Below are 23,322 nucleotides of genomic sequence, written 5' to 3' on the forward strand. Positions count from 1 at the left end.
GTTCCCCGTGCGTGGTGTCATCGTGTACGCCCGCGGCGATGTCCGGGTGGAGCAGCGCGGACCCCCTACCCCCGACGTCACACCTCCACCCCAAGGAGCCATGGCCGGAGCCCGTCACCGACGACCAGTACGCAGCCGCCCTCGCCGCCACGGACGCCTGACGACCGCGACCGGGCGCCCCCACCCACCCACCGGGCGGGCATCCCCGAGACGTCCGACCGACCACACACCACGGGAGCAGTACCCATGGACCAGCGCACCCTCGGCACCACCGGCGGCGGCCTTGCCGTCTCCGCGATCGGACTGGGCTGCATGACCATGACCGGCGGCTACGGCGGTGACCCCGACCGGCGCGACATGCTCGCGCTGCTGCACGCCGCCGTCGACGAGGGCGTCACCTTCTTCGACACCGCCGAGATCTACGGTCCGCACGCCAACGAAGAACTGGTCGGCGAGGCACTCGCTCCGTTCCGGGACCGCGTGGTGGTCGCCACCAAGTTCGCCTTCGCCGTCGACCCGGAAACGCGCACCGACACCGGCCGGATGCTGCGCCCGGACGAGGTCGCCGCAGCCGTCGACGGATCCCTGGGCAGGCTCGGCGTCGAGGCGATCGACCTGTACTACCAACACCGCATCAACCCCGACCATCCGGTCGAGGAGTTCGTCGGCGCGGTACGGGAACTCATCCAGGCGGGCAAGGTCCGGCACTACGGCATGTCCGAAGCCGCCGCGGGCACCATCCGCCGCGCCCACGCCGTCCAGCCGGTGACCGCTGTGCAGAGCGAGTACTCGCTGTGGTGGCGCCGCCCCGAGGACGAGGTCCTGGACGTGTGCAACGAACTCGGTATCGGCTTCGTCCCCTACAGCCCGCTGGGCAAGGGCTTCCTCACCGGTGCCGTCGATGCCTCGACAACCTTCGACGCCCGCACCGACCTGCGCGCCCGGATCCCCCGCTTCGGCGCCGACGCGCGCGGCCACAACCTGGCGATGGTCGACCTGGTCAAGGCCGTCGCGGACAACAAGGGGGTCACCCCCGGGCAGGTCGCCCTGGCGTGGCTGCTGGCCCGCGCGCCGTGGATCGTCCCCATTCCCGGCACCACCAAGCCCCACCGCATGGCCGAGAACACCGCGGCCGCCGCCGTCACACTCTCCGACGACGAACTCGGCCGCCTCACCGATGCCGCCTCGACCATCGAGATCCACGGCGCCCGCTACCCCGACCACCTCGAAGCCCGCACCAACCTGTGAAGGAAACCCCGATGCAGCACGTCACCCTGAACACCGGAACCCGCATGCCCCTCGTCGGTTTCGGCGTCTACCAGATCCCGCCGGAGCAGACCGAACAAGCAGTCACCGACGCCCTCGCCGCCGGCTACCGCCTCCTGGACACCGCAGCGGCATACGGCAACGAAGAAGCCGTCGGCCGAGCGATCAAGAACAGCGGCCTCTCGCGCGAAGACCTGTTCGTCACCACCAAGCTGTGGGTCCAAGACGCCCCCGCCGAAGCGAACACCGCCCGCGCGTTCGCGACTTCGCTCGCCAAACTCGGCCTGGAGTACGTCGACCTCTACTTGATGCACCAGCCCTACGGCGACGTCTACGGCCAGTGGCGCGCCATGGAAGCCGAGCACCGGAACGGACGCGCGAAGGCGATCGGCGTCGCGAACTTCCACCCCGACCGGCTCGTGGACCTGGTCCTCAACAACGAGGTCGCCCCGGCGGTGAACCAGATCGAGACGCACCCGTTCTTCCAACGCGCCGCCGACCACGAGCTGATGCGCGAGCACGGCGTCCAGCACCAGTCCTGGGGAGGGTTCGCCGAAGGCCGGAACAACCTGTTCACCCACCCCGTCCTGGCCGGGATCGGCGGGCAGCACGGCAAGTCCGTCGCCCAGGTCGTCCTGCGCTGGCTGATCCAGCGCGACATCGTCACCATCCCCAAGTCGGTGCGTGCCGACCGCATGGCCGAGAACATCGACGTCTTCGACTTCGCGCTCACCGGCGACGAGATGGCGGAGATCGCCGCGCTCGACAGCGGCGCCACCTTGTTCTTCGACCACCACGACCCCGCGATGGTCGCCTGGCTCGCCGCACGGCGCCTGGAGAACTGAGCCCGCACCGGTGACGGAGAACCGGCGGCCGGGCGTGCGGGTGCCGGCTCGTCGAGGAGGCCTTCGCCCGGCTGCCAGGCTTGCCAACCACCCCAGGGCTTGACCCCGACGGTGCTCACCGACACCGGTGGAGCGTCCACGTCGTTGATCCGCAACGGCAGGGCGCGTCACCTTCGGGAACCGCTGGAGGCTCGACGCCCCGGTGGGGAGGGCGAACCGACGGCTGTGCCGACGCCATGGTCCGGCTCGTCGGCCGCACGCTCGCTCACCCGGCGGGCCCAGCGGACACTTCTCCCGTGGAGTGGGGCGGTGGTGGGGGACGACCGCGGTGACGGTTTTACCGTCGGGTGTGGGGGGTGTGCAGGCTTGTGGTGAGGGCGTCGACGATCAGCAGGCCGTAGCCGCCGTGGACGGAGGGGTGCGTCCGGCGGGGTGGGGCGGGCGAGGTGTCGTGGACGGTGACGGCGTCGCGGCTGGCATCGAGGGTCTGGCGACAGGGGCCGGGCGCGTGGCGCGTGGCGTTCGCCATCAGCTCACTCGTGACCAGGATGGTGTCGGCCGCGGCCCCGGCGGGCAGCAGGCCTTGGTCAGCGAGCGCGTCGAGGAACCCGCGGGCACAGGTACGGCCGCGGCGGGTGGATCCAGGGGCCCCGTCCAGGTCCAAGGCCAGCCGAGTGGCCGCCCCACACGCCCTGTGCTCGGAAGCGTTGTTCGCGGAGGCCATGGACGGTGGCTACCCGGCCGGGCGGATTGCAGACACCGGGCACGCTGGTCGATCCTCAGGCTCTCTGTCGCGCGGTCGTGACAGGCAGGTTGCGGCTGAGCCGCGTGCGCAGGCCGCGCAGGGCTCACTTCCCGGCGGATGCGTGCGGCGGCTTCCACGGCGGTGCCGGTCAGGCGCGCCCGTTCGAAGCAGCCGTCACACTGGCCGCTATACCTCTCTGGCCCAGACCAGGCGGCCCTCCCGAGCGGCGCGCGGGCCCCGCTCGGCCTGACGTTTGGCAGGGGGGCTTGGGAGGGCGTCGGGCCCGGTGTCAGGCCCGGCGGGAGTTGACGGCACGCCCTGGGCGTCAGGCCGCCACCGGCGTCCACAGGCTGCCGTTGGCCGCGCTGGTCTCCACCGCCGCCAGCACCCGTTGCACCCGCAGGCCGTCGTCGAAGGACGGCTCGGGCGTCGTACCGGACGCGATGGCCTCGATCAGGTCGCGGGCCTGGTGGGTGAAGCTGTGCTCGTAGCCGAGACCGTGGCCGGGCGGCCACCAGACGGCGGTGTACGGGTGGGTGGGATCGGTGACCGGGATGCGGCGGAACCCGGCGGTGGCCGGCGGCTCCTCGTGGTCGTGGAACCACAGTTCGTTCATCGCCTCGAAGTCGAACGCCACGCTGCCGCGCGAGCCGTTGAGTTCGATGCTCAGCGCGTTCTTGCGGCCGCTGGCGAACCGGGTGGCCTCGAACGTCGCGAGTGCGCCCCCGGCGGTACGGGCCAGGAAAATGGCCGCATCGTCGACCGTCACCGTGCCGATCCCGGTGCCCGTACCCCCGCGGCCCTCGCCGGCCCGGGCCCCGATGCCCGTGGCCGCCGCACCCAGCGGGCGTTCGCGGATGAACGTCTCGGTGATCGCACTGACTCCGGTGATGTGATCACCCGTCAGGAACTCGGCGAGATCGACGATATGCGCACCGATGTCGCCGAGTGCCCCCGAACCGGCCTGCTCGCGCACGAGACGCCACACCAGCGGGTGCTCGGGATCGACGATCCAGTCCTGCAGGTAGCGCGCGCGGACATGACGGAGCGTGCCGAGCCGGCCCTCGGCGACGAGCGACCGGGCCAGCGACAGCGCGGGAACCCGCCGGTAGTTGAAACCGACCATCGCCAGCACGCCGTGCCCGGCCGCCTTGGCCGCCGCCCGTGCCATCGCCTCGGCCTCGGCGGGGGAGTTCGCCAGCGGCTTCTCGCACAACACGTGTTTGCCCGCCTCCAACGCGGCGATGGCGATCTCCGCGTGCGACGACCCCTGCGTGCAGATGTCGATCAGTGCGATGTCGTCACGGTCCAGGAGTTCGCGCCAATCCGTGCTCGCTTCGGCCCAGCCGAGACGGGCCGCGGCGGCCTCGACGCGGGTCGCGTCCCGGCCGGCCACGACACGCATCTCCGGCCGCAGCGGCAGGTCGAAGAAGGCGTCCACAGAGCGCCATGCGTGGGAGTGGACCCGGCCCATGAACGCGTGACCGACCATGCCGATGCCCAGCAGCGGGCGGGCGGTTCGGGAGCCTTGGGAAAGTGACGACATGGGTGCCTTTCGGTTCGGGACGCCTGCATGCGACACACGCGGCGGCGGTCGGAACCCCGATCGCCGCCGCGGGTGGGCTACGAGAACGCAGTGGGCAGATAGCGGTCGACGTTCTCCTTGGTGACCACCGCCGAGTAGGTGGTGATCGACGCGGGCACTTCCAATTCGGCGAGGTCGCCGGGCGACTTCGCCTGCCCGATCATGCGCGCCAGGATGATCGCCGACGATGCCATGCTCGGCGGGTACAACACGGTGGCCTTGAGCGGCGTGTTGTCCGCCCTGATGTCCTCCATGGCCTTCTTCGACCCCGCGCCGCCGACCATCAGGAACTCGTTGTCCCGGCCGGCCTGCTTGATCGCCGCCATGACGCCGATGCCCTGGTCGTCGTCGTGGTTCCACATCGCGTCGATCTTCCCGTTGGCCTGCAGCAACTGCGTCGCCACGCGCTGCCCGACCGCCGCGGTGAAGTCCGCGGCCTGGCGGGCGGCCACCTTCATGCCGGCCGCCTCCAGCGCGTCGCGGAAACCCTGGCTGCGCTGCTGCGTCAGCTCCAGGTTGTCGAGGCCGGCCACCTCGACCACGACCGGGTTCGCCTTGCCGGCTTGCTTCATGCGCGACGCGATGTAGGTGCCGGCGTTGACGCCCATGCCGTAGTTGTCGCCGCCGATCCAGGTGCGGTACGACAGCGCGTTCGCAAAGACGCGGTCCAGGTTGACGACCGGAATACCGCCCTCCATCGCCCGCCGCGCCACCGCGGTGAGAGCCTTGCCGTCGTAGGGCAGGATCACCAGCACATCGACCTTGGCGTCGATCAGCGTCTGTACCTGCTGGATCTGCTGGTTGACGTCGTTGGTGCCCTCGGTGGCCTTGAGTGTGACGTCGGCGAACTGCTTGGCCTGCGCCTTGGCGTTGAGGCTGACCGCGCCCGTCCAGCCGTGGTCCGCGGCGGGCGCCGAGAAGCCGATCGTGACGGGCTTGGCGGGCGCCTCGGGGCTGCCCGAGTCGGACGCCGGCGCCTTGACCTGCGGGCCGGTGTCGTCGTCCGACGAGTTGCCGGTACAGCCCGCGAGGAGGGCGCCCGCGCCGAGCGCGGCGCCGCCGAACAGAAAGCCTCTGCGATGGAGCTGGGACATGGCTGACTCCCGAAGGGACAAGGGTTTGGGGACCGGGCGGGGTTGCGCCGAACGACGTGGGCCGGGTTGCGTAGGTCGGAGGGCGGGGTTCGGTCGCCCGCGGCCTGGCTTAGGCGGGCATGTGGCGGCGGACGCCGCCCCAGCGCTGGATCAACAGCACCGCGAGGATGATCAGGCCCTTGGCGATCTGCTGGATCGGCGAGGCGAGGTTGTTGAGGATGAACAGGTCCTGGATGGTGGTGAACACCAGGACGCCGAGGATCGATCCCACGACCGACCCGAAGCCGCCGGTGAGCAGCGTCCCGCCGATCACCACGGCGGCTATCGCGTCGAGTTCGTAGAGTTGGCCGTGCGTACTCGCGCCGGTGTTCGCCTGCGCGGTCAGCATGATCGAGGCGATGCCGCAGCACAGCCCGGACACCACGTACAGCAGGCAGGTGTGCAGGCGGACGTTGATGCCCGCCAGCCTGGCCGCCTCCGGGTTGCCGCCGACCGCGAACGTCCGCCGGCCGAACGTGGTGCGGTTCAGCACGATCCAGCCCGCCACCACGACGACCAGGAAAAGGTACACGTGCATCGGGATGCCGAAGTACTTGTCCTCCGCGATCCGCAGGAATCCCTCGACGTCGACGAGTTGCGACTTGCGGTCGGAGATCTGCTCGGCGAGGCCGCGTGCCGACACGCTCACCGCGAGGGTGACGATGAACGCCACCAGCCCGCCGAATGCGATCAACAGCCCGTTGAGCAGGCCGCATACGACACCGACCACGATGGCGGTGAACACCATGCCGAACAGGCCGGTGTCCTGGGTCGCGACGGTCGTCGACCACACCGAAGAGAGCGCGATCAGCGCGCCCACCGACAGGTCGATGCCGCCGCCGATGATGACGAACGTCATGCCCACGGTGATCACTCCGACGACGGCCGCGAGGGACAGGATCGTCACCATGTTGCTGCTGGTCGCGAAGCGGTCCCCTTTGGTGGCCAGGCCGATCACGAACAGCAGGGCCAGGGCGACCAGCAGCGCGATGTGCTGCCGGGCGCCCGACGCGCCGGCGTGCGCGAACAGGAAGCCGAGCGGCCCGCGCCGGGCCCCGCCCACGTCGCGGTCGGCATCGACGGCCGGGGCCGGCCGGGGCGTCTTCGGCGAGTCGGGGAACCTTTCGTCGGTCGCGGGGTCGTCGGCGGCGGGGTCGTCCCGTACGTCGCGGTTCACAGGCTGCTGCCTTCCATGACCAGGTCCAGTACGCGGTGTTCGTCCAACTCGTCCGCGGGAGCGCACTCGACGATGCGGCCGTCCCGGATCACCAGAACCCGTTCGGACAACCCGAGGACCTCGGGGATCTCGCTCGAGACGACCACGATCGCGATGCCGCTGTCGGCGAGCGCGCGCATCTGCGCGTACAGCTCGCTGCGCGCCCCGATGTCGACGCCACGGGTGGGCTCGTCCAGCAGCAGGAGCCGACAACCGTGCAGCAACCAGCGTGCCAGCACCGCCTTTTGCTGGTTTCCGCCGGACAACGTGCGGATCGGGCGGTGCGGGTCGGCCGGCCGGATGTCGAGGGCCGCGGCCTGCCGACGGGCGTCCTCGGTCTCGCGGCGCCGGTCGAGCCAGCCGAACCGCGCATACCGGCTCAGCGACGCGACGGTGATGTTGCGTCCGACCGTGTCGAGCATCACCAGGCCCTGGGACTTGCGCTCTTCGGGGGCCAGGCCCATGCCGCGCCGAACCGCCGTGTGGACGCTGCCGGGGCGCAGCGGCACACCGTCCAGGATGACGCGGCCCGAAGTCGGCCGGAGGGCACCGTAGATCGCCGCCAGGATCTCCGAACGTCCCGAGCCCACCAGACCGGCGAGGCCGACGACCTCCCCGGCGTGCACGGAGAAGGACACGTCGTCGAAGCGGCCGCGCAGGGACAGGTTCTCGACGCGCAGGATCTCGGCGGGTTTGTCGGTGTCGGAAGGCCGGGCACCGGTGCCGGTGCGGGGCCGCGGCGGGAAGGCGTACTCGATGCGGCGCCCGGTCATCAGGGCGACCAGCTCCTGCGTGGGCGTCTCGCGCGCGGGCAGGCCGGATGCGGCCGTCCGACCGTCCTTGAGCACGGTGACGCGGTCACCGATCTCGCGGATCTCGTCCAGGCGGTGCGAGATGTAGACGACGGCGACCCCGGCGGAGGTGAGTTCCCGCACCGTGCGGAACAGGCTCTCCACCTCGTCGTGGGCGAGTGCCGCGGACGGCTCGTCCATCACGATCAGCCGCGCGTCGTGGGACAGCGCCCTGGCCATGCTGACGATCTGCCGCCCGGACGCGGGCAACCGCCCGACCGGGGTGGTCGGCGGGATCTCGCCGTGGCCCAGGCGGTCGAGCAGTGCGGTGGTGGCCCGGTTGGTCTCGCCACGACGGGTGAGCCCGAACCGGGCGCGCTCGTGGCCGAGGAACACGTTCTCCGCCACCGACAGGCCGTCCACCAGGTCGAGTTCCTGATAGATCGTGGAGATGCCGAGCCGGATGGCGGCGGTCGGGTTGCCCGGCCGCACCGGCTCGCCGCGCCATTCGAGCAGTCCCCCGTCGGGCTGGTGCACGCCGGCAAGGACTTTGATCAGCGTCGACTTGCCGGCGCCGTTCTGCCCGAGCAGGCAGTGCACCTCGGCCTCGCGCACTTCCAGCGAGACACCGTCAAGGGCGCGAACTCCCGGGAACTGCTTGACGATCTCGCGCATGACCAGAAGCGGCGGCGCGGGTTCGACGGAGGAGGCCGTGGGCATGGAGGCTCCTTCTCACGAGCGGTGGCGACGGCCGAGCGGGGGCGCGGAGCAAGGCGCCGAAAGGTGCGCGGTGTGGTGCGGCGGTGCCGCGGTCAGGGGGCTCTGCGGTCCGAGGCGAAGGCGCTGTCGAAGGAAGCCGAGGGCGGTTCGATCGCGGCGAGACGGCGGACGAACGCGAGCGCCTCGGCCGCGCCGTACAGCCGGTCCATACCGGCGTCCTCCCACTCGACCGAGATGGGTCCGGCGTAGCCGATGGTGTTCAACGCGCGGAAGCAGTCCTGCCACGGCACGTCGCCGAAGCCGGTGGAGACGAAGTCCCAGCCGCGACGCGGGTCGCCCCACGGCAGATGGGAGCCGAGCCGGCCGCGGCGCCCGTCGCCGGTGCGCACCCGGGCGTCCTTGCAGTCCACGTGGTAGATGCGGTCGCGGAAGTCCAGCAGGAAGGCGGCGGGGTCGAGGTCCTGCCAGACGAAGTGCGAGGGGTCCCAGTTCAGTCCGAAAGCCGGACGGTTGCCGACGGCTTCCAGCATGCGCACGGTGGTCCAGTAGTCGTACGCGATCTCGCTGGGGTGGACCTCGAACGCGAAGCGCACGCCGACCTCGTCGAAGACGTCCAGGATGGGGTTCCAGCGGTCGGCGAAGTCGCGGTAGCCGGCCTCGATCATCGACTCGGGGACCGGCGGGAACATGGCGACGGTGTGCCAGACGGACGAGCCGGTGAACCCGACGACGGTACGAACTCCCAGCCGTGCGGCGGCTCGTGCGGTGTCCTTGAGTTCCTGGGCGGCGCGCGTGCGCACCCCCTCGGGCGAGCCGTCGCCCCAGATGCGCGCGGGCAGGATCGCCTCGTGCCGCGCGTCGATCACCGCATCGCAAACCGCCTGCCCCACAAGGTGGTTCGAGATCGCCCACGTCTTGAGGCCGTACTTGTCGAGAACGGCTGTGCGCCCGGCGACGTAATCTTCCTCCTCCAGGGCCCTGCGTACGTCGAAGTGGTCGCCCCAGCAGGCGATTTCCAGGCCGTCGTAGCCCCAGCCGGACGCGAGGCGGCACACCTCTTCGAACGGAAGGTCGGCCCACTGGCCGGTGAACAGCGTGATCGGTCGCGCCATGGTGCCTACTCCCTGGTCCGGGCCCGGAGCTGCAACGGGCGTGTCGGTGGGGTCGTGCGGCTCGCGTGGTGCTTTCGGGTCGTGCCGGGCGGGTGCTGCGGTGGCGCTCGTACGGTCGGGAGAGCTGTCAGGGGGCCGAGAAGACGTGGTCGCTGATGCCGCGCGTGGCGCCGATCACCCCGGCGCTGTCGCTCAGCTCGGACAGGACGATGGGCAGGTTGCCGGTCGCGAGCGGCAACGACTGGCGGTAGACGACGCTGCGGATCTCGGCGAGCAACGGGTGCCCGAGCAGGCTCGGCACGCTTCCGCCGAGCACGATCAGGCCCGGGTTGAAGAAGCTCACCAGACTGGCCAGGACCTGGCCCACGCGCTCGCCTCCGGCGCGCACCAGGCGCATCGCGGCGGCGTCGCCCGCCATCATGGCCTGCGCGACGTCCTCGACACGCACCTTGCCGGCCTCCGCGAGCCGCGCGGCCAGGTAGGGGGACTGGCCCGAGCGGGCGGCGGAGGTGGCGTGGCGTTTGAGCGCCGCGCCGCTGAAGAACGCCTCCAGGCATCCGACGTTGCCGCACGCGCAGGTGGGTCCGCTGGCGGCGACGCGGATATGCCCGATGTCGCCGGCGCTGCCGGACGCCCCGCGGTACACGCTGCCGTCCACGACGATGCCGCAGCCGATGCCAGTGCCGATCTTGATGAACAGGAAGTCGTCCACCGAGCGGGCCGAGCCGGCGTGCTGCTCGCCGACCGCCATGATGTTGACGTCGTTGTCGACCTGGACCGGGCAGCCGAGTTCGCGTCCCAAGGCCTCGCGTACCGGGTAGCGGTCCCAGCCCGGCATGATCGGCGGCACCACCGGGACACCCTCGCGGAAGCTCACCGGACCGGGTACGCCGAGCCCGACGCCGTGGATCTGCGGCAACAGGCCTTGGTCGCGCAACTTGGCGACCAGCGTGAGGGCGAGGCCGAGCACCGCGTCCGGACCCTGCCGTACGTCGCAGGGCTCCTGCAGCTTTCCCAGGACGCGGAGTTCGCCGTCGGTGACGGCGACGGCGATCGACGTCGCACCGATGTCGATCCCGACGAAACGCAGCGACGGAGACAGGCTCACGATGCCGGACCGCCGGCCACCGCGCGACGCGGCGAGCCCGGCGTTCTGGATCAGCCCCAACTCGGCGAGGCGGTCCAACTCGACGGCGACCTTGGACCGCGACATGTGCACCAGGTCGCCCAACTCGGCGCGCGACCGGGGACCGCCGTCCCGCAGGAGTTCGAGAAGCCGCGTCTGGTGCGCGTTCTGCGGCCGCGTCGTCACGCGCATCGCATCGGCCTCCGCAATACCCGCCCCATCGCGCACCATTCCCCCATGAGGTCGGCCTGGGGCGACTGGACGCCGCCCACTGTCCTGCCACGTGCGATCGGGTGCGAACCTAGCCACTTTTGCTTTTAAGTGGAAGAAGTTTCTGCGGCGGGGTTCTAAGTTTCCCTCTTTGCAGGACAAAGTCCGGCGCGGAGCGGTCGGACCCCACGGCTGCACGAACGTTTCTGCGCCCCGGGCGGACCGGGAGCGAGGGGACCGGACTCCATGCGAGGTCGGCCGCGGCGCGGCAGGTGCCCCGGGTTGGATGTGCGTGTGGCCGGCCGTCCACTCGAGGGCGGAGCGGTGCGTTCATGTGTCGGGTGGGGCGGCCGGGTGCCGTTGGTCGACCGGCCGCCCCGGGGGTCACGCCGCGGGGGGAGTGAGCATCGAGGCCAGGCACTCCTTCCAGGGGGCGACCGTGGCGAAGATGTAGGCCATCACGTCCAGTGCGGCCTGGTGTTGGTCCGCGGGGGCCGAGGTGCAGTCCTCGGCGACGTGCACCGTGAAGTCGCGCTGCTGTGCGGAGCGTACGGTCGACTCGACGCAGATACTCGTCACGACCCCGGTCACCAGGAGCCTGCGGATGCCCAAGGCGCGCAGCACCACCTCCAGATCGGTGTACAGGAACGCGTCGAAGCGGTTCTTGTCGATGATGACGTCGCCCGGCTCCGGCGCCAGTTCGCCGATGATGTCGGCGTCCCAGGAGCCGCGCAGCAGCGGTTCGGCGTCGGCGGGGAAGGCCGCGACGCTGGACGGCGGGGCGTCCAGCCTGTCGGGGCGGAACACGTGCCGGGTGTACAGGATCGGGAGGCCCGCCTCGCGCGCGGCGGCGAGCAGGCCGGCGTTGGCCGCCACCACCTCCGCCATGCGTGGCAGCGGCTCCAGGTGGCGCGGCACGGAGCCGTCGGGGTGGCAGAAGCCGTTCTGCATGTCGATGACCAGCACGGCGGCGTCGGGAGTGGGACTGGTGGCGTTCATGGTGTCTCCGTACGGTGTCGGCGAAGCCGTGGGGGCGGGGCGAGTTCGGTGGGGTGTGGGGCCGGGGAACCGGTCACGGGCGGGCGCGGAAGATCAGCGCCGGCTCCTCGTAGCGGGCGTCGGCCACGGCGTACAGCTCCTGCATCGCCTGGTATTGGGCGGCGAACGCCTCCGAGATGCGGGCGGTCTCCTGCTCGCTCGGCGCCAGGCCGGCCAGAGCCAGCAGGACGGGTGCGGCGGCGGACGGGTCGGTGCTCATCTGGTTCTCCTGCCGATGGCGGTGGTGCAAGGACGGTTGCGGGACGGACGTGGTGATCCGGGGTCGGGGCGGTGCCGGTCAGGAGCCGTAGCCCTCGGGGGTGCGCAGGTGCCAGTCGGTGTCCTGCTGGTAGGCGTCGCCGGCGCGCAGCACGGTCGCTTCGTCGAACGGGCGCCCGGCAAGCTGCATGCCGAGCGGCAGCCCGTCCGCGGTGAACCCCATGGGCAGGCTCAGCACGGGGTTGCCGACGGAGTCCCAGTAGCCGGTGTGCATGGCGGTGCCCCGCGGCCCGCCGATCAGCGAGTCCAGGTCGTCCAGCGCCGGAGCGCCGATCGAGCAGGTCGGGGTGAGCACCAGGTCCACGTCCCGGTACAGCTCGGCAAGGGCCTTCTGCGCCACCCTGCGCACCCGTTGCGCCTGCACGTAGTCGGCCGCGCTGTACAGGGCGCCGGAGGCGACGATGGCCCGCGTGCCGGCGAAGTAGTCGTCCCAGCGCGCCCGCAGGTCGGTGGCGTGGTACGCCATCGCCTCCGCGGTCAGGGTCACCATGTCCGCGGTCACCATCTCGCGGTAGTACGGCAGTTCGACCTCCACGATGTCCGCGCCGCGCTCCGCGAGGACCCGTACGGCGGCCTCCAGCAGTCCCGGCACGGACGGGTCCGTGTCGGTGGCGATGCTCCGCGTCAGCGTGTCGACCCCGATCCGTACGCCGGTCAGGTCGCCGGTCAGCGCGCCGCCGTAGTCCGGCACCGGTTCGTCGGCGCAGCAGGCGTCGGACGGGTCGTGTCCGGCGAGGACTTGAAGCATGTGGGCGCAGTCGCGGACGGCGCGGGCCATCGGGCCGATGTGGTCCAGGCTGTAACCGAGGGGCACGCACCCGGACTTGGGAACCCGCCCGAACGTCGGCATCAGCCCGGAGATCCCGCAGAACGCGGCGGGGATGCGGATGCTGCCGCCGGTGTCGGTGCCGAGCCCGCCGAGGAACATGCCGGCGGCGACGCCCGCCCCGGTCCCGGAGCTGGAACCGCCCGGCCAGGTAAGGGGGTTCCACGGGTTGCGGGGGATCGGGAACGGCTTCGACTCGTCGGGCCGGCCGATGGCGAACTCCATCGTGGTGGCTTTGCCGACGAAGACCGCGCCCGCTGCCCGCAGCCGCGCGGCGACGGGTGCGTCGCCGATAGCGGGCCCCCAGGCGCGGTCCAGGATCAGGCTCTGCGCGGTGGTCGGCGCTTCGGTGGTGGTGATGATGTCCTTGATGCCGAGCGGGATTCCGTGCAGCGGCCCGAGATCGTCACCCGCGGCCAGTGCCGCGTCGGCGGCCTCGGCGGCGGCCAGCGCACGGTCGTCGAACCGGGCCAGGAACACGCCGAGTTCGTCGTCGTGGGCCTCGGCCGCGTCCAGGCAGCGCCGGGTCAGTTCGACACTGGTCACGGTTCCCGCGCGCAGGGCGCGGGCGGCGCCGTCGAGTGTCGGTTCGTAGGTGGTGGGTGCGGTCATGGCAGGACTCCTTGGGAGGAGGGGTGTGCGAGGTGTCCGGCGTCGCGGACGCCGGGAGAAAGGGGGCCGGGCCAGGGCACCGGCCGGGATGCCGGGTTCAGGAGACCGACACCGTGGTCAGGTCGACGAACCACGACTGGGGTTCGACGAACCCGTGGACGTTGGCCGCCAGAGCGCGCGGATTGCGGTCGTTGACGACCACCAGCCAGGGCGCGTCCCGGTCGATCAATCCGACGATTCGTGCGTAGATCGCCGACCGCCGGGCCAGGTCCGTCTCCTTGAGCGACTCGCCGAGCAGCCGGTCGACTTCGGGGTTGCTGTAGTGGGTCAGGTTCAGCGGGCTGCCCGAGGCGAACGACGTACTCCAGGAAACTTCCTGAAGGAATGTCAGCGAGATGTTCACGGCGTCCGCGCCGTCCGGGAAGGTGCCGGACACGTACGAGGTGAGCATGGCCGCCCACTCGATCGGCTTCAGCTCGACCCGCACGCCGACCTTCGCCAGGTCGCTGCGCAGTTCCTCGTTCATCGGGCCGGGCTGCATGTTGCCCGAGCCGCCGGTCGGATACGACACGGTCATCGAGAAGCCGTCCGGGTACCCGGCCTCGGTCAGCAGTTGCCGGGCCTTCGCCGGGTCGTGGCCGAAGACGTCGTTGGCCGGGTCGTACGCGATGCCCGAGCGTGCCGACAGTTGCGTCGCCGGTTCCGCGGTGCCACCCAGCAGGTCCGTCGACATCTGCTCGCGGTCGATCGCGTAGTTGAGCGCTTGGCGCACCCGTCGGTCACTCAGCGGCCCGTCGGAGGTGTCGAACAACCACGGCCATATGTGGTCGTAGCCGTTGGTCATGATCTGGTAGCCGGCGTCGCGCAACGGCGGCACGTTGTCGGGGCTGGGCGCCTCGATCCAGTTCACCTCGCCGGCCCGGAGCGCGGCCACCCGCGACAACTCGTCCGGCATCGGGCGCAGCACCAGCCGGTCGATCTTCGCGACACCGCGCCAGTAGTCGCGGTTGGCGTCCAGCACGAGTTCCTGGCCGCGCTTGGCGGAACGGAACACGAACGGGCCGGTGCCGACCGGGTGTTCCGCGAAGCCGGTGTTGCCCCACTTGCGGACGGCCGCGGGGGAGGCCATGAACACCGTCGTCAGGTCGCCGGGCAGATGCGACCACTCGCCTTTGGTGAAGATCCGGATCGTGCGGTCGTCGACCTTGGCGTAGCCCTGCACACCGGTCAACGACAGCGATGCCTGCGCGCCGGCCTGCGGGTAGTACTGGGGGCTCTCCTTGTTCAGGTACCGGTCGAGGTTGAACACCACGGCGTCGGCGTCGAACGGCGTGCCGTCGGTGAACGACACCCCTTGGCGCAGGTGGAACGTCCACGACGACCCGGCCGGGTCCTGCTCCCAGGACGTCGCCAGGCTCGGCACCGCGCCCGGCACGTGGTCGCCTTGGGCGAGGTCGTAGCGGGTCAGTCCGTCGTACAACTGCATCCCGACGAACCGCGTGCCCTCGTACCCCTGGTCGGCGGACAGCGAGGTGTCCAGGTTGGGGATGTCGGACGCGGTCATGCCGATGGTGAGCACGCCCGGCTTGCCGGACTCGGCCCCGTCCGCCACCGCGCAGGCGGTGGTCAGCGCGCCGACCAGGATCAGCGACGCCGCCGACACCGCCCGGCGCAGCCGGGACGCCCCGCCGCGAGCTCTCGACGGGCGGCCCGCGCGCACGTGGCCGTTCACGCCACCGCCTCCTTGACGCAGGCCACCCGGTGGCCGTCGGCGGCCGTCCCGGACGGAGCCAGCAGCGCGGGCACATCGTGCGCGCACCGCTCCTCGGCGATCGGGCAGCGGGTGCGGAACCCGCACCCGCTCGGCGGCGACGCCGGATCCGGCGGGTCGCCGCGCAGGACCGTCCGCGCACCGCCGCGCCCGGGAACCGACGACAGCAGCGCCTTGGTGTAGGGGTGCCGGGGGTCGGACCACAATGACGACGCCGGGCCTTGCTCCACGACCCGGCCGAGGTACATGATCGCCACCCGGTCGGCGATGTGCTCGACCACCGCGAGGTCGTGGCTGATGAACAGGTACGCCACCCCCAGGTCCCGTTGCAGCTCGGCGAGCAGGTTCAGCACCTGCGCCTGCACGCTCTTGTCCAGCGCGCTGACCGCCTCGTCGCACACCACCAGGTCCGGTCCGGTGGCCAGGGCGCGCGCGATCGCCACCCGCTGCAACTGGCCGCCGGACATCTCGTGCGGATAGCGGTCGGCGTACGCCGGGTCGAGGCCGACGCGGTCCAGCAGTTCCGGGACGCGGGCGGACCGGTCGGCACGCCCGACGCCGTGCACCCGCAGGTTGAACCCGATCGACGAGCCGACGGTCAGCCTCGGGTTGAGGCTGGTGCGCGGGTCCTGCGGCACCACCTGGAGCCGGGAGCGCAGCTGACGCAGCGCCTTGCCGCGCACTTTGGTGATGTTGACGCCGTCGAAGGCGACCGCCCCCGCGTCGGCGTCGACCAGCCGCAGCAGCATCTTCGCCGTGGTCGACTTGCCGCACCCCGACTCGCCGACGATGCCGAGGGTTTCGCCCCGGGCGACCTCCAGGTCGATGCGGTCGACCGCGCGGACGCCGCCGGGATACGTCTTGGTCAGGCCGACGGCCTGGAGCAGCGGGGCTTTCACCGGACCACCGCCTCGGACGCGTCCGACGCGTCCGACGCGTCCGACGCGTCCGACGCGTCCGACGCGTCGGAGGAGCCGGAGGCGTCGTCCGCGACCGGCACGGCGGCACCGGTGACCGACGGCGTGGCGCCGTCGGCCGCCACCACCGGGCACGCGGCCCGGCGCACCCTCGCCGAGGTCTCGTCGGCGGCGTCCGCTTCCGGCACCCGGGCGGGCGCCAAAGCACCGTCCTCCGACGGCGGTTCCGGGATCCGCACCACGACCGGTTCCAGTCCCGGCGGCACCTGCACACAGGCGGACACCGCCCGGGCGCAACGCGGTGCGAACGGGCACCCCGGGAAGTCCTCGCCGGTTGCCGGCGGCCGCCCCGGCAGCACGGCCAGGCTCCCGCGTTCGGCCCCCGGCGTGGGAAGCGCCGCCAGCAGACCGGCGGTGTACGGGTGGCGCGGGTCGCGCAGCACCTGCGCCGCGGGCCCGCTCTCCACCAGCCGTCCCGCGTACATCACCCCGATGCCGCCGCCCAACTGCTCGGCCACCCCCACGTCGTGGGTGACCAGGATCAGCGCCATGCCCAACCGGGACTGAAGGCCGGCGAACAGGTCCAGGATCTGCGCCTGCACCGTCACATCAAGTGCCGTGGTGGGCTCGTCGGCGATGAGCACCCGGGGGTCGCAGGCCACCGCGATCGCGATGACGGCCCGCTGGCGCATACCGCCGGACAACTCGTGCGGTCGGCTGCGCGCCACGCGAGCCGGGTGGGGGATGCCGACCAACGCCAGGAGTTCCAGGGCACGTTCGCGTGCCTGTGCCCGGGACTCGCATACGCCGTGGGTGCGCAGCACCTCGACGAGTTGCGAGCCGATGCCGCGCAGCGGGTCGAGGGCACCGGCGGGGTCCTGCGGCACCAGCGCCAGGTGGGGGCCGCGCAGTGCGCGCATGTCGCCGCCGAGGATCTCGCGCCCGTCCAGGCGTACGCTGCCGGTGATCCGCGCCCCGGCGCCGTACAGGCCGAGAATCGAGCGGGCGGTGACGGACTTGCCGCTGCCGCTCTCGCCCAGCAGGACCAGGGTGCCGCCCGGCGCGACCTCGAAGGACACGTCGCGTACCACCGGGACGTCGCCACCGGAGCGGGTGAAGACCGTGGTGAGGTGTTCCACCGCGAGCGCCGGTCCGGCGTCGCGGGACGAGTCGGCGCCCGCGGGCCTGCCGGCCGTGGCGCGCTCCTTGTCGGTCGTGGCAGGTCGGCCCCGGGTGCCGGTCGCCGTGGTCATGCCGTCACCTCCCGGCGGACGTCGAGCAGGTCGCGCAGACCGTCGCCGAGCATGTTGCAGACCACCGAGGCGATCAGGATCGCCGCGGCGGGGACGAGCGACAGCGCGGGGTCGGTGAAGATGTAGGGCCGCAGGTCGTTGACCATCAGGCCCCACTCCGCGTGCGGCGGTGCCGTGCCCAGGCCGAGGAACGAGAGCCCCGCGGCGAAGACGATCGACAGCCCGGCCAGTGCCGTGCAGTACACGACGATGGTCGGCAGGAGGTTCGGCAGCACCTGGCGCACCGCGATCGTGCGGCGTTTGGCGCCGGACGCGCGGGCGCTGTCCATGAAGTCCATGCCGCGCAGGCGCGCGGTCTCGGTCTCCGCCACCCGGGCCACGGGGGGCACCAGTACCACCGACAGCGAGATCACCGCGTTCGACACCCCGCTGCCGAGCGAGGCGCCGATGGCCACGGCCAGCAGCACGGCGGGGAACGCGTACAGCACGTCGAGTGTGCGCATGACGGCGGTGTGCACGACCCGTCCGGCCAATCCGGCGGTGATGCCCAAGGCGCTGCCGAGGACGGCGGCGATCAGCACCGGGACCAGGCCCGCGACCAGGCTGGGCCGCGCCCCGGCGACCACCCGGGCCAGGACGTCGCGGCCCTGGCCGTCGGTGCCGAGCAGGTGCCCGTGTTCGCCGAATCCGTACAGGCGCTGGTCGAGGTGACTGGTGCCGGTGTCTCCGGTGAGCAGCGGACCGAAGGCGGCCAGGAGCAGCAGGACGGCGGCGACCGAGCCGGAGAACCACAGGCCGAGCGGTACGCGCCGGGCCTTCGGACGGCGCCGCCGCGAGGGCGGCACCGCCCCGGTGGAGGGGCCTGCCGTACGCGGGCCCGGGGAGGTCGTGGACGGCGGCGGCCGGTCGGGAGCGAGGGTGACCATCGTTGACTCCAGTGGTGCGGAGCGGAGGTGGGACGCAGGCGGATGGGACGGAAACAGAACAAGAAACGGGACGGGAAACGGGACGGGAAACGGGCGGCACGAGCCGGGCCGGGCACGAACGGCCGCGGCCGGGGCGGGAAGGCGGCTTTTCGGGGAGGCCGGAGGCAGGGCCGTCCGATCACGCGATCGGCGGCGCGGGCGCGTCGTCGCTCAGCGCGTCCGCAGCCTCGGGTCGAGCAGGGCGTGCAGGGCGTCCACCAGGACGTTCAGCAGCACCAGGACCACGGCGGAGACCAGCACCCCGGCCTGGATGACCGGCATGTCCCGGGCGGAGATCGACTGGTACACCAACTGGCCCAGGCCCGGCCAGGAGAAGATCGTCTCGACGAACACCACGCCGCCGAGCAGGTAGCCGATCTGGAGACCGGCGACGGTCATCAGCGACGGCAGCGTGTTGTGCACGGCATGCAGCAGAATGCGCCGTTCCGACAGCCCTCGGGCGCGCAGCGCCTCCACGAAATCCTGCGCGAGCACGTCCAGCAGGCTGGAGCGGAACAACCGGGCGATCACCCCGGCCGGGACCAAGGCGGCGGTCAGCGCCGGCAGGAAGGCGTGGTGCAGCAGGTCCAGGAGTCCGTCGGAGCCCACCGCATGCATGCCGGTGACCGGGAACCACCCGGTGCGCAGCGCGAGATAGGCGATGAACACGATCGCGACGGAGAACTGCGGCAACGACACCGCGACGACGCTGCCGCCCGAGCACAGCCGACCGATCAGGCCGCGCGGGCGGATCGCGCCCAGCGCCCCCAGGGCCACGCCGAGGACCACCGCCATCAGCGCGGCGATCCCGGCCAGCACCGCCGTGTTCAGGAACGCGTCCCACACCAGCGGTCCCGCCGACTGCTGGTGCGCGATGCTGCGCCCCAGATCGCCGGTCAGCGCGTGGCCCAGCCAGTGCAGGTACTGCGACGGCACCGGGTCGTCCAGGCCCAGGCGCGACCGCAGGTCGGCCACGGTGGCGGGGGAGGCGCCCGGCCCGGCCATGGTGGCCACCGGGTCGCCGGGGATGAGTTTCACGATCGCGAAGACGATCACCGACACGCCGAGCAGGGTCGGCAGCGCCCAGCCGAGGCGGCGGGCCAGGAAACCGATCATGACGCGACTCCGCGAGGCCGGGCCGCCGCGGCGGCGACGGTCGTACCGCCCGCATCGTCCGTGGCGGGACGCCGTGCCGTGGACAGCAGCGACACCCGGTCGCCCCGGCAGTGGAACAGCGCGTAGTCGTAGGGGCGACCGTCCGCGGCCCGGATGACCTGCTCGAAGGACAGCAGCGGCGCGCCGGGGGAGATACCCAGCAGGTCCGCGGTCAGGTCGTCGGCCAGCGTCGCCTCCATGACCATCTCGGTCTCGCCGATGGTCAGCCCGGACTGCTCCAGCAGCGTGTACCAGTCGAGACGGAACGGGGTGCCCTCGACGGCGTCCGCCTCCGGGTAGCGCAGGTAGTTGGTGGCGATGCCGTGCGCCTCGCCGTTGCGGAGCCCGATGTAGTCCAGGCGCAGGCATGGGGACCCGGGGCTCTCACCGAGGTGTTGGGCCACCGCGGGAGGCATCGGAATGGTCTGCCGGTCCAGGATCTCGACGTGCAGCTCGCCGGTGAACACCCCGCTGCGCAACGGCACCACACCGTGCGCCTCGGGCAGGGCGGTCTCGGTGCGCTGCCCGACCACCAGGGTGCCCGCGCCCTGCAACCGCTCGACGATGCCGGCCGCCCGCAGGCGGGTCAGCACATCGCGGACGGTGCTGCGGGAGACCCCGTAGGCCATCATCAGGTCGGCTTCGCTGGGCAGGCGTCCGCGGGTGAATGTGCCTCGCAGCGCGTCTGCGCGCAGCAGATCATGCAGTCGGCGCGTCGTGTGGTGCCGGCGCCGGCCTCGGAAGTCTGCTCGCAGTGCGGTCATGGCGCAACCGTGGCCGTGGTCCGTTTCCTGCCCGAGACATGCTGATCACGCCCGAGTTACGCGGTTTCATGTCCCGGTGTCAACGCGCTGACCTGCACAGACAGTTCCCGCACCGAGGGATACGCGGCTGCGTCCGCCCCCTTCGGGGCCCGTGTGCCGTGTCGGTTGCGGTGCGTGATCGGACGGTTCCACGACGGCCGCCCTCCCGACCGCGGACCGGCGGCCCGCCGGGGAACCGGTCGCGTGAGTTCGGGCCTGCTCCCCGAACCGTGACCCGAAGCGCGCCCGGCTCGGATCCCGGTCCCTCGCGAGGTCGGCGAACCGGCGGTCGGCGCTGCCGTCGGCGATTCGCCGGTTCCGCCGTACCGGGGGTGGTGTCGAACGGCGCCTACCCGACACCACCCCCGGCTCGTCGCCGCCGCGGCCGGCAGGTTCACAGGCCGCCGAGGCGCTCCTGGAGTTCGGCGAGCCACACATCGCCCTCCGCGAAGAACGCCGCCAGTTGGCGGGGACTGACCTCCGCGTACCCGGCGCTCCCGGTCGACTCGGTGTCCATGTGCGCCGCGGCCTCGGGCCAGTGACGGGTCAGGGTCTCGCGCAGGACGGCCAAGGCTTCCGGATGATCGAGCATCTGCGACATCGGAGTGTCGACGGTCAGCGCCGCCGGCGTGGCGCCGGAGGAGACCGTGGCCGACCACGTGTGACGCCCCGAACCGACGACCAGCTTTCGACCGTCCGGCAGCTCGACGTCCGCGCGGGTGTTGGGCGGCACGACGGCCGTTACCGCCACGACATCGCCGCTCTTCTCCCAGGACACGGACGCTTCCCCGTACGGGGTACGCAGGTCGGCACCGGCGTGGGTGAGGCCGCCACCCGGGCGCGGGGCGATGCGCAGACGGCGGTACCCGGGTTCCGCGGCGTCCAGGCCCGCGACCGTGCGGTAGAGCCAGTCGACCACGGCGCCGAACGCGTAGTGGTTGAACGATGTCATGCCGCCGGGGTTGAGGGTCCCGTCGGGACGAAGGCTGTCCCAGCGCTCCCAGATCGTCGTGGCGCCCTGGGTGACCGCGTACAGCCACGAGGGGCAGTCCTGCTGGAGCAGCAAACGGTACGCGGCATCCAGGTGGCCGACCGTTCGCGGCCGCGACACGGCGCGTGGCCATGCGCGCGTACATTTCGGTGGCCCCTTGCCCTGGACCCGGGCGCGGTTGCACCTGCGCGGGACGTCATCGGTACACCGTGCCGGGCACACTATCTGCACTGGCGGTGGCAGAAATGGCGGCAACGCGCAACGAGAATTTCTGCGACCTTGCGCCGAATGGAATTTCGTGCCGTACCGAAACGGCTGCACCGTGCTACTGTCGATCTCGGTTGCAGTTGTGGTTCCCAAAATAACTTCGAATGCGCTCACCTGCCGGTTCCCGGTGGGCGTATTTTTTGCATGTCGGATTTTTTCGGCGGGGTAATCATCGCGGCGACGCGGGGTCGGCACGGTGCGGACTCCGGGCATTGCCCCGAAGGAGATTCAATATGGCTGCCGGAACAGTGAAGTGGTTCAACGCGGAAAAGGGATTCGGGTTCATCGCGCAGGACGGCGGCGGTCCGGACGTCTTCGCGCACTTCTCGAACATCGCCGCGCAGGGCTTCCGTGAGCTGCAGGAAGGCCAGAAGGTGACCTTCGACGTCGCGCAGGGCCAGAAGGGTCCGACGGCCGAGAACATCGTTCCCGCCTGATCGCGACAAGCTCATTCGCAGCCGGGGCCCGCACCTGGAGGTGCGGGCCCCGGCTCGCTTCCGTTTGGACGCCCAAGGCCTCAGGGCCGGGCACCAGCCGTGGTCTGCCCTGGCCTTTGCGGGACTTGCGCGGGGGAGCGGCTGCGGTGGCCTGCTCCGGCGGCGCCCTTGTTCCCGGTCCGCCGACCGGTCGCCGCGTCTCGGCTTCCCACGAATTCCGCCGGTGTCGTCCTGCGATTCTCCGAGCTGTCGTGCGGCTGCGGGAATTCCTGGCACGTGTCGCATCAGGAAGGTTCCGCACGGACCGGATACCCAAGCCAATGGCTTTGCTGCCACCCTTTTCGGTGCCTCGGCCCCCGGACGGCGGGGTGGCCGCCATCGCGCCGCATCCTCCGGCCGGTCCGGCGTCGTGCGCCGTCCGGGCGGCTCTGGCGAGCGAAAGCCCACACCCCGAGGGGAGTTCGGCTCCGGGTGTCGTTCGCGCCCTCGTCCTCGTTCCCACCCGCGAGCCGGCCCAACACGTCACCGCAGCAGTCACTCCGTATGCACGCCCCCACCGGCGAACCCGAGCTGAGCCGCCTCACGGGCACGCGCACGCCCTCCGGCGTTCCGGTCACCGACTCCGCGCCGGCCGTGGAACACCCCCAGGGCAAGGGGGGCGCCGGACCGGGGCCACCGAGGGTGCGCGCACCGCCAGGACGACGCGCCGGAGCGGCACACGGCAGCCCCTTCCCCGCAAGCCTGCCTGACTCCCACGTCCAGGCTGACGCGTCGCTTTCACTTGCCGCTTTCACTCTTGCCCGAGGAGGCACCTTTGGTATCCGATCAGACACACCCCGGCCCGTCCCGTGACGCTCTCGCGTTCGCGTCGGGACTGCGGGTAGGGACCGACATGACCGTCGAGGTGGCGCTGGCCGTGATGTCCGGCGCCCGTACCGAACGTCTGCTTCTCTGCGACGAGGACGACCGGTGCACGGGCCTCGTCACCCGGACGCAATTGGCGGCGGTCCGTGCTAGGGCGCGTATCTGGTTGTGATCAACGAGTGGCTCGGGTGAGGTCGTTGATCCAGATCATGGAGGCGCGCAGGTGGAGGCCGGCGAGGTAGCTTTCCGGGGTCTTGTCGTACCGGGCCGCGATGCCCCGCCACGCCTTCAATCGGTTGATCAGGCGCTCGACGGTGTTGCGCTCCTTGTAGAGGTCGGTGTCGTGGGTGACGGGCCTGCCGCCTCTGGAACCCTTCTTCCTCCGGTTGGCGGCC

At 71.5% G+C, this 23,322-nt stretch carries 21 protein-coding genes and 1 pseudogene; 4 read left to right on the forward strand and 18 right to left on the reverse strand.

From position 1 onward, the window contains the following. Positions 1-246: 246 nt before the first annotated feature. Together ABEA93_RS13690 and ABEA93_RS13695 are read left to right on the forward strand one after the other, a co-directional pair. Complete coding sequence (locus ABEA93_RS13690) at positions 247-1,248, forward strand: aldo/keto reductase (protein ID WP_345675752.1); 1,002 nt, start codon at positions 247-249, stop codon at positions 1,246-1,248. An 11-nt stretch (positions 1,249-1,259) separates the two neighbouring features. Next, on the forward strand, positions 1,260-2,111 hold the full coding sequence (locus ABEA93_RS13695; RefSeq protein ID WP_345675753.1) for an aldo/keto reductase: 852 nt from the start codon (positions 1,260-1,262) through the stop codon (positions 2,109-2,111). A gap of 337 nt (positions 2,112-2,448) precedes the next feature. Here ABEA93_RS13695 and ABEA93_RS13700 read toward each other — a convergent pair whose 3' ends face one another. From ABEA93_RS13700 to ABEA93_RS13780, 17 genes are all read right to left on the reverse strand, one after another. After that, on the reverse strand, positions 2,449-2,835 hold the full coding sequence (locus ABEA93_RS13700; protein WP_345675754.1) for an ATP-binding protein: 387 nt from the start codon (positions 2,833-2,835) through the stop codon (positions 2,449-2,451). Positions 2,836-3,181: 346 nt separating this feature from the next. Then, on the reverse strand, positions 3,182-4,402 hold the full coding sequence (locus ABEA93_RS13705) for a Gfo/Idh/MocA family protein (protein ID WP_345675755.1): 1,221 nt from the start codon (positions 4,400-4,402) through the stop codon (positions 3,182-3,184). 77 nt (positions 4,403-4,479) lie between these two features. Further along, positions 4,480-5,535: a substrate-binding domain-containing protein gene (locus tag ABEA93_RS13710; protein WP_345675756.1), complete on the reverse strand. Its 1,056-nt coding sequence runs from the start codon at positions 5,533-5,535 to the stop codon at positions 4,480-4,482. A gap of 109 nt (positions 5,536-5,644) precedes the next feature. Continuing rightward, the gene (locus ABEA93_RS13715) at positions 5,645-6,637 is read right to left on the reverse strand and encodes an ABC transporter permease (protein ID WP_425584936.1); all 993 of its coding nucleotides are present in this window, start codon (positions 6,635-6,637) and stop codon (positions 5,645-5,647) included. Positions 6,638-6,747: 110 nt separating this feature from the next. Beyond that, complete coding sequence (locus tag ABEA93_RS13720; protein ID WP_345675757.1) at positions 6,748-8,301, reverse strand: sugar ABC transporter ATP-binding protein; 1,554 nt, start codon at positions 8,299-8,301, stop codon at positions 6,748-6,750. Positions 8,302-8,393: 92 nt separating this feature from the next. Then, positions 8,394-9,413 carry a sugar phosphate isomerase/epimerase family protein gene (locus ABEA93_RS13725; protein ID WP_345675758.1) on the reverse strand — a complete coding sequence of 340 codons (1,020 nt, stop codon included), beginning with the start codon at positions 9,411-9,413 and terminating at the stop codon, positions 8,394-8,396. A gap of 127 nt (positions 9,414-9,540) precedes the next feature. Further along, positions 9,541-10,725 carry an ROK family transcriptional regulator gene (locus ABEA93_RS13730; protein WP_345675784.1) on the reverse strand — a complete coding sequence of 395 codons (1,185 nt, stop codon included), beginning with the start codon at positions 10,723-10,725 and terminating at the stop codon, positions 9,541-9,543. A 408-nt stretch (positions 10,726-11,133) separates the two neighbouring features. After that, positions 11,134-11,748 (reverse strand): cysteine hydrolase family protein, encoded by a 615-nt coding sequence (locus tag ABEA93_RS13735; RefSeq protein ID WP_345675759.1) that lies wholly within the window; start codon positions 11,746-11,748, stop codon positions 11,134-11,136. Between the two features lie 73 nt (positions 11,749-11,821). Then, positions 11,822-12,007: a hypothetical protein gene (locus ABEA93_RS13740; protein WP_345675760.1), complete on the reverse strand. Its 186-nt coding sequence runs from the start codon at positions 12,005-12,007 to the stop codon at positions 11,822-11,824. Between the two features lie 78 nt (positions 12,008-12,085). Next, on the reverse strand, positions 12,086-13,504 hold the full coding sequence (locus ABEA93_RS13745; protein ID WP_345675761.1) for an amidase: 1,419 nt from the start codon (positions 13,502-13,504) through the stop codon (positions 12,086-12,088). Between the two features lie 97 nt (positions 13,505-13,601). After that, on the reverse strand, positions 13,602-15,236 hold the full coding sequence (locus ABEA93_RS13750) for an ABC transporter substrate-binding protein (protein WP_345675762.1): 1,635 nt from the start codon (positions 15,234-15,236) through the stop codon (positions 13,602-13,604). Further along, on the reverse strand, positions 15,233-16,174 hold the full coding sequence (locus ABEA93_RS13755; protein ID WP_345675763.1) for an ABC transporter ATP-binding protein: 942 nt from the start codon (positions 16,172-16,174) through the stop codon (positions 15,233-15,235). Before ABEA93_RS13755 ends, ABEA93_RS13750 begins: the two co-directional genes overlap by 4 nt. Beyond that, entirely contained in the window at positions 16,171-17,445 is a 1,275-nt protein-coding gene (locus tag ABEA93_RS13760) for an ABC transporter ATP-binding protein (RefSeq protein ID WP_345675764.1), read from the reverse strand. The genes ABEA93_RS13755 and ABEA93_RS13760 overlap by 4 nt, the downstream gene beginning before the upstream one ends. Then, positions 17,442-18,371: an ABC transporter permease gene (locus ABEA93_RS13765; protein WP_345675765.1), complete on the reverse strand. Its 930-nt coding sequence runs from the start codon at positions 18,369-18,371 to the stop codon at positions 17,442-17,444. The genes ABEA93_RS13760 and ABEA93_RS13765 overlap by 4 nt, the downstream gene beginning before the upstream one ends. Positions 18,372-18,581: 210 nt before the next feature. Then, positions 18,582-19,526, reverse strand: coding sequence for an ABC transporter permease (locus ABEA93_RS13770; protein ID WP_345675766.1), 945 nt, complete (start codon positions 19,524-19,526; stop codon positions 18,582-18,584). Beyond that, the gene (locus ABEA93_RS13775; RefSeq protein WP_345675767.1) at positions 19,523-20,329 is read right to left on the reverse strand and encodes a GntR family transcriptional regulator; all 807 of its coding nucleotides are present in this window, start codon (positions 20,327-20,329) and stop codon (positions 19,523-19,525) included. The genes ABEA93_RS13770 and ABEA93_RS13775 overlap by 4 nt, the downstream gene beginning before the upstream one ends. 433 nt (positions 20,330-20,762) lie before the next feature. Next, positions 20,763-21,479 carry an alpha-L-rhamnosidase-related protein gene (locus tag ABEA93_RS13780; RefSeq protein WP_345675768.1) on the reverse strand — a complete coding sequence of 239 codons (717 nt, stop codon included), beginning with the start codon at positions 21,477-21,479 and terminating at the stop codon, positions 20,763-20,765. 380 nt (positions 21,480-21,859) lie between these two features. Between ABEA93_RS13780 and ABEA93_RS13785 the strand changes: the two genes are divergently transcribed. Next, positions 21,860-22,063, forward strand: a complete 204-nt coding sequence (locus ABEA93_RS13785; RefSeq protein ID WP_345675769.1) for a cold-shock protein — start codon at positions 21,860-21,862, stop codon at positions 22,061-22,063. Positions 22,064-22,955: 892 nt separating this feature from the next. Then, complete coding sequence (locus ABEA93_RS13790) at positions 22,956-23,099, forward strand: CBS domain-containing protein (RefSeq protein WP_345675770.1); 144 nt, start codon at positions 22,956-22,958, stop codon at positions 23,097-23,099. Here ABEA93_RS13790 and ABEA93_RS13795 read toward each other — a convergent pair. Beyond that, positions 23,100-23,322: pseudogene (locus ABEA93_RS13795) on the reverse strand (IS5/IS1182 family transposase); the annotation flags it as partial. It lies immediately after the preceding gene.

Source organism: Yinghuangia aomiensis, from assembly GCF_039542225.1.
Lineage (GTDB): Bacteria > Actinomycetota > Actinomycetes > Streptomycetales > Streptomycetaceae > Yinghuangia > Yinghuangia aomiensis.

Coding starts and splice junctions, on each gene's coding strand:
- ABEA93_RS13690 (WP_345675752.1), top strand. CDS start 247: ATGGACCAGCGCACCCTCGGCACCACCGGCGGCGGCCTTGCCGTCTCC.
- ABEA93_RS13695 (WP_345675753.1), top strand. CDS start 1,260: ATGCAGCACGTCACCCTGAACACCGGAACCCGCATGCCCCTCGTCGGT.
- ABEA93_RS13700 (WP_345675754.1), bottom strand. CDS start 2,835: ATGGCCTCCGCGAACAACGCTTCCGAGCACAGGGCGTGTGGGGCGGCC.
- ABEA93_RS13705 (WP_345675755.1), bottom strand. CDS start 4,402: ATGTCGTCACTTTCCCAAGGCTCCCGAACCGCCCGCCCGCTGCTGGGC.
- ABEA93_RS13710 (WP_345675756.1), bottom strand. CDS start 5,535: ATGTCCCAGCTCCATCGCAGAGGCTTTCTGTTCGGCGGCGCCGCGCTC.
- ABEA93_RS13720 (WP_345675757.1), bottom strand. CDS start 8,301: ATGCCCACGGCCTCCTCCGTCGAACCCGCGCCGCCGCTTCTGGTCATG.
- ABEA93_RS13725 (WP_345675758.1), bottom strand. CDS start 9,413: ATGGCGCGACCGATCACGCTGTTCACCGGCCAGTGGGCCGACCTTCCG.
- ABEA93_RS13735 (WP_345675759.1), bottom strand. CDS start 11,748: ATGAACGCCACCAGTCCCACTCCCGACGCCGCCGTGCTGGTCATCGAC.
- ABEA93_RS13740 (WP_345675760.1), bottom strand. CDS start 12,007: ATGAGCACCGACCCGTCCGCCGCCGCACCCGTCCTGCTGGCTCTGGCC.
- ABEA93_RS13745 (WP_345675761.1), bottom strand. CDS start 13,504: ATGACCGCACCCACCACCTACGAACCGACACTCGACGGCGCCGCCCGC.
- ABEA93_RS13760 (WP_345675764.1), bottom strand. CDS start 17,445: ATGACCACGGCGACCGGCACCCGGGGCCGACCTGCCACGACCGACAAG.
- ABEA93_RS13765 (WP_345675765.1), bottom strand. CDS start 18,371: ATGGTCACCCTCGCTCCCGACCGGCCGCCGCCGTCCACGACCTCCCCG.
- ABEA93_RS13770 (WP_345675766.1), bottom strand. CDS start 19,526: ATGATCGGTTTCCTGGCCCGCCGCCTCGGCTGGGCGCTGCCGACCCTG.
- ABEA93_RS13775 (WP_345675767.1), bottom strand. CDS start 20,329: ATGACCGCACTGCGAGCAGACTTCCGAGGCCGGCGCCGGCACCACACG.
- ABEA93_RS13785 (WP_345675769.1), top strand. CDS start 21,860: ATGGCTGCCGGAACAGTGAAGTGGTTCAACGCGGAAAAGGGATTCGGG.
- ABEA93_RS13790 (WP_345675770.1), top strand. CDS start 22,956: ATGACCGTCGAGGTGGCGCTGGCCGTGATGTCCGGCGCCCGTACCGAA.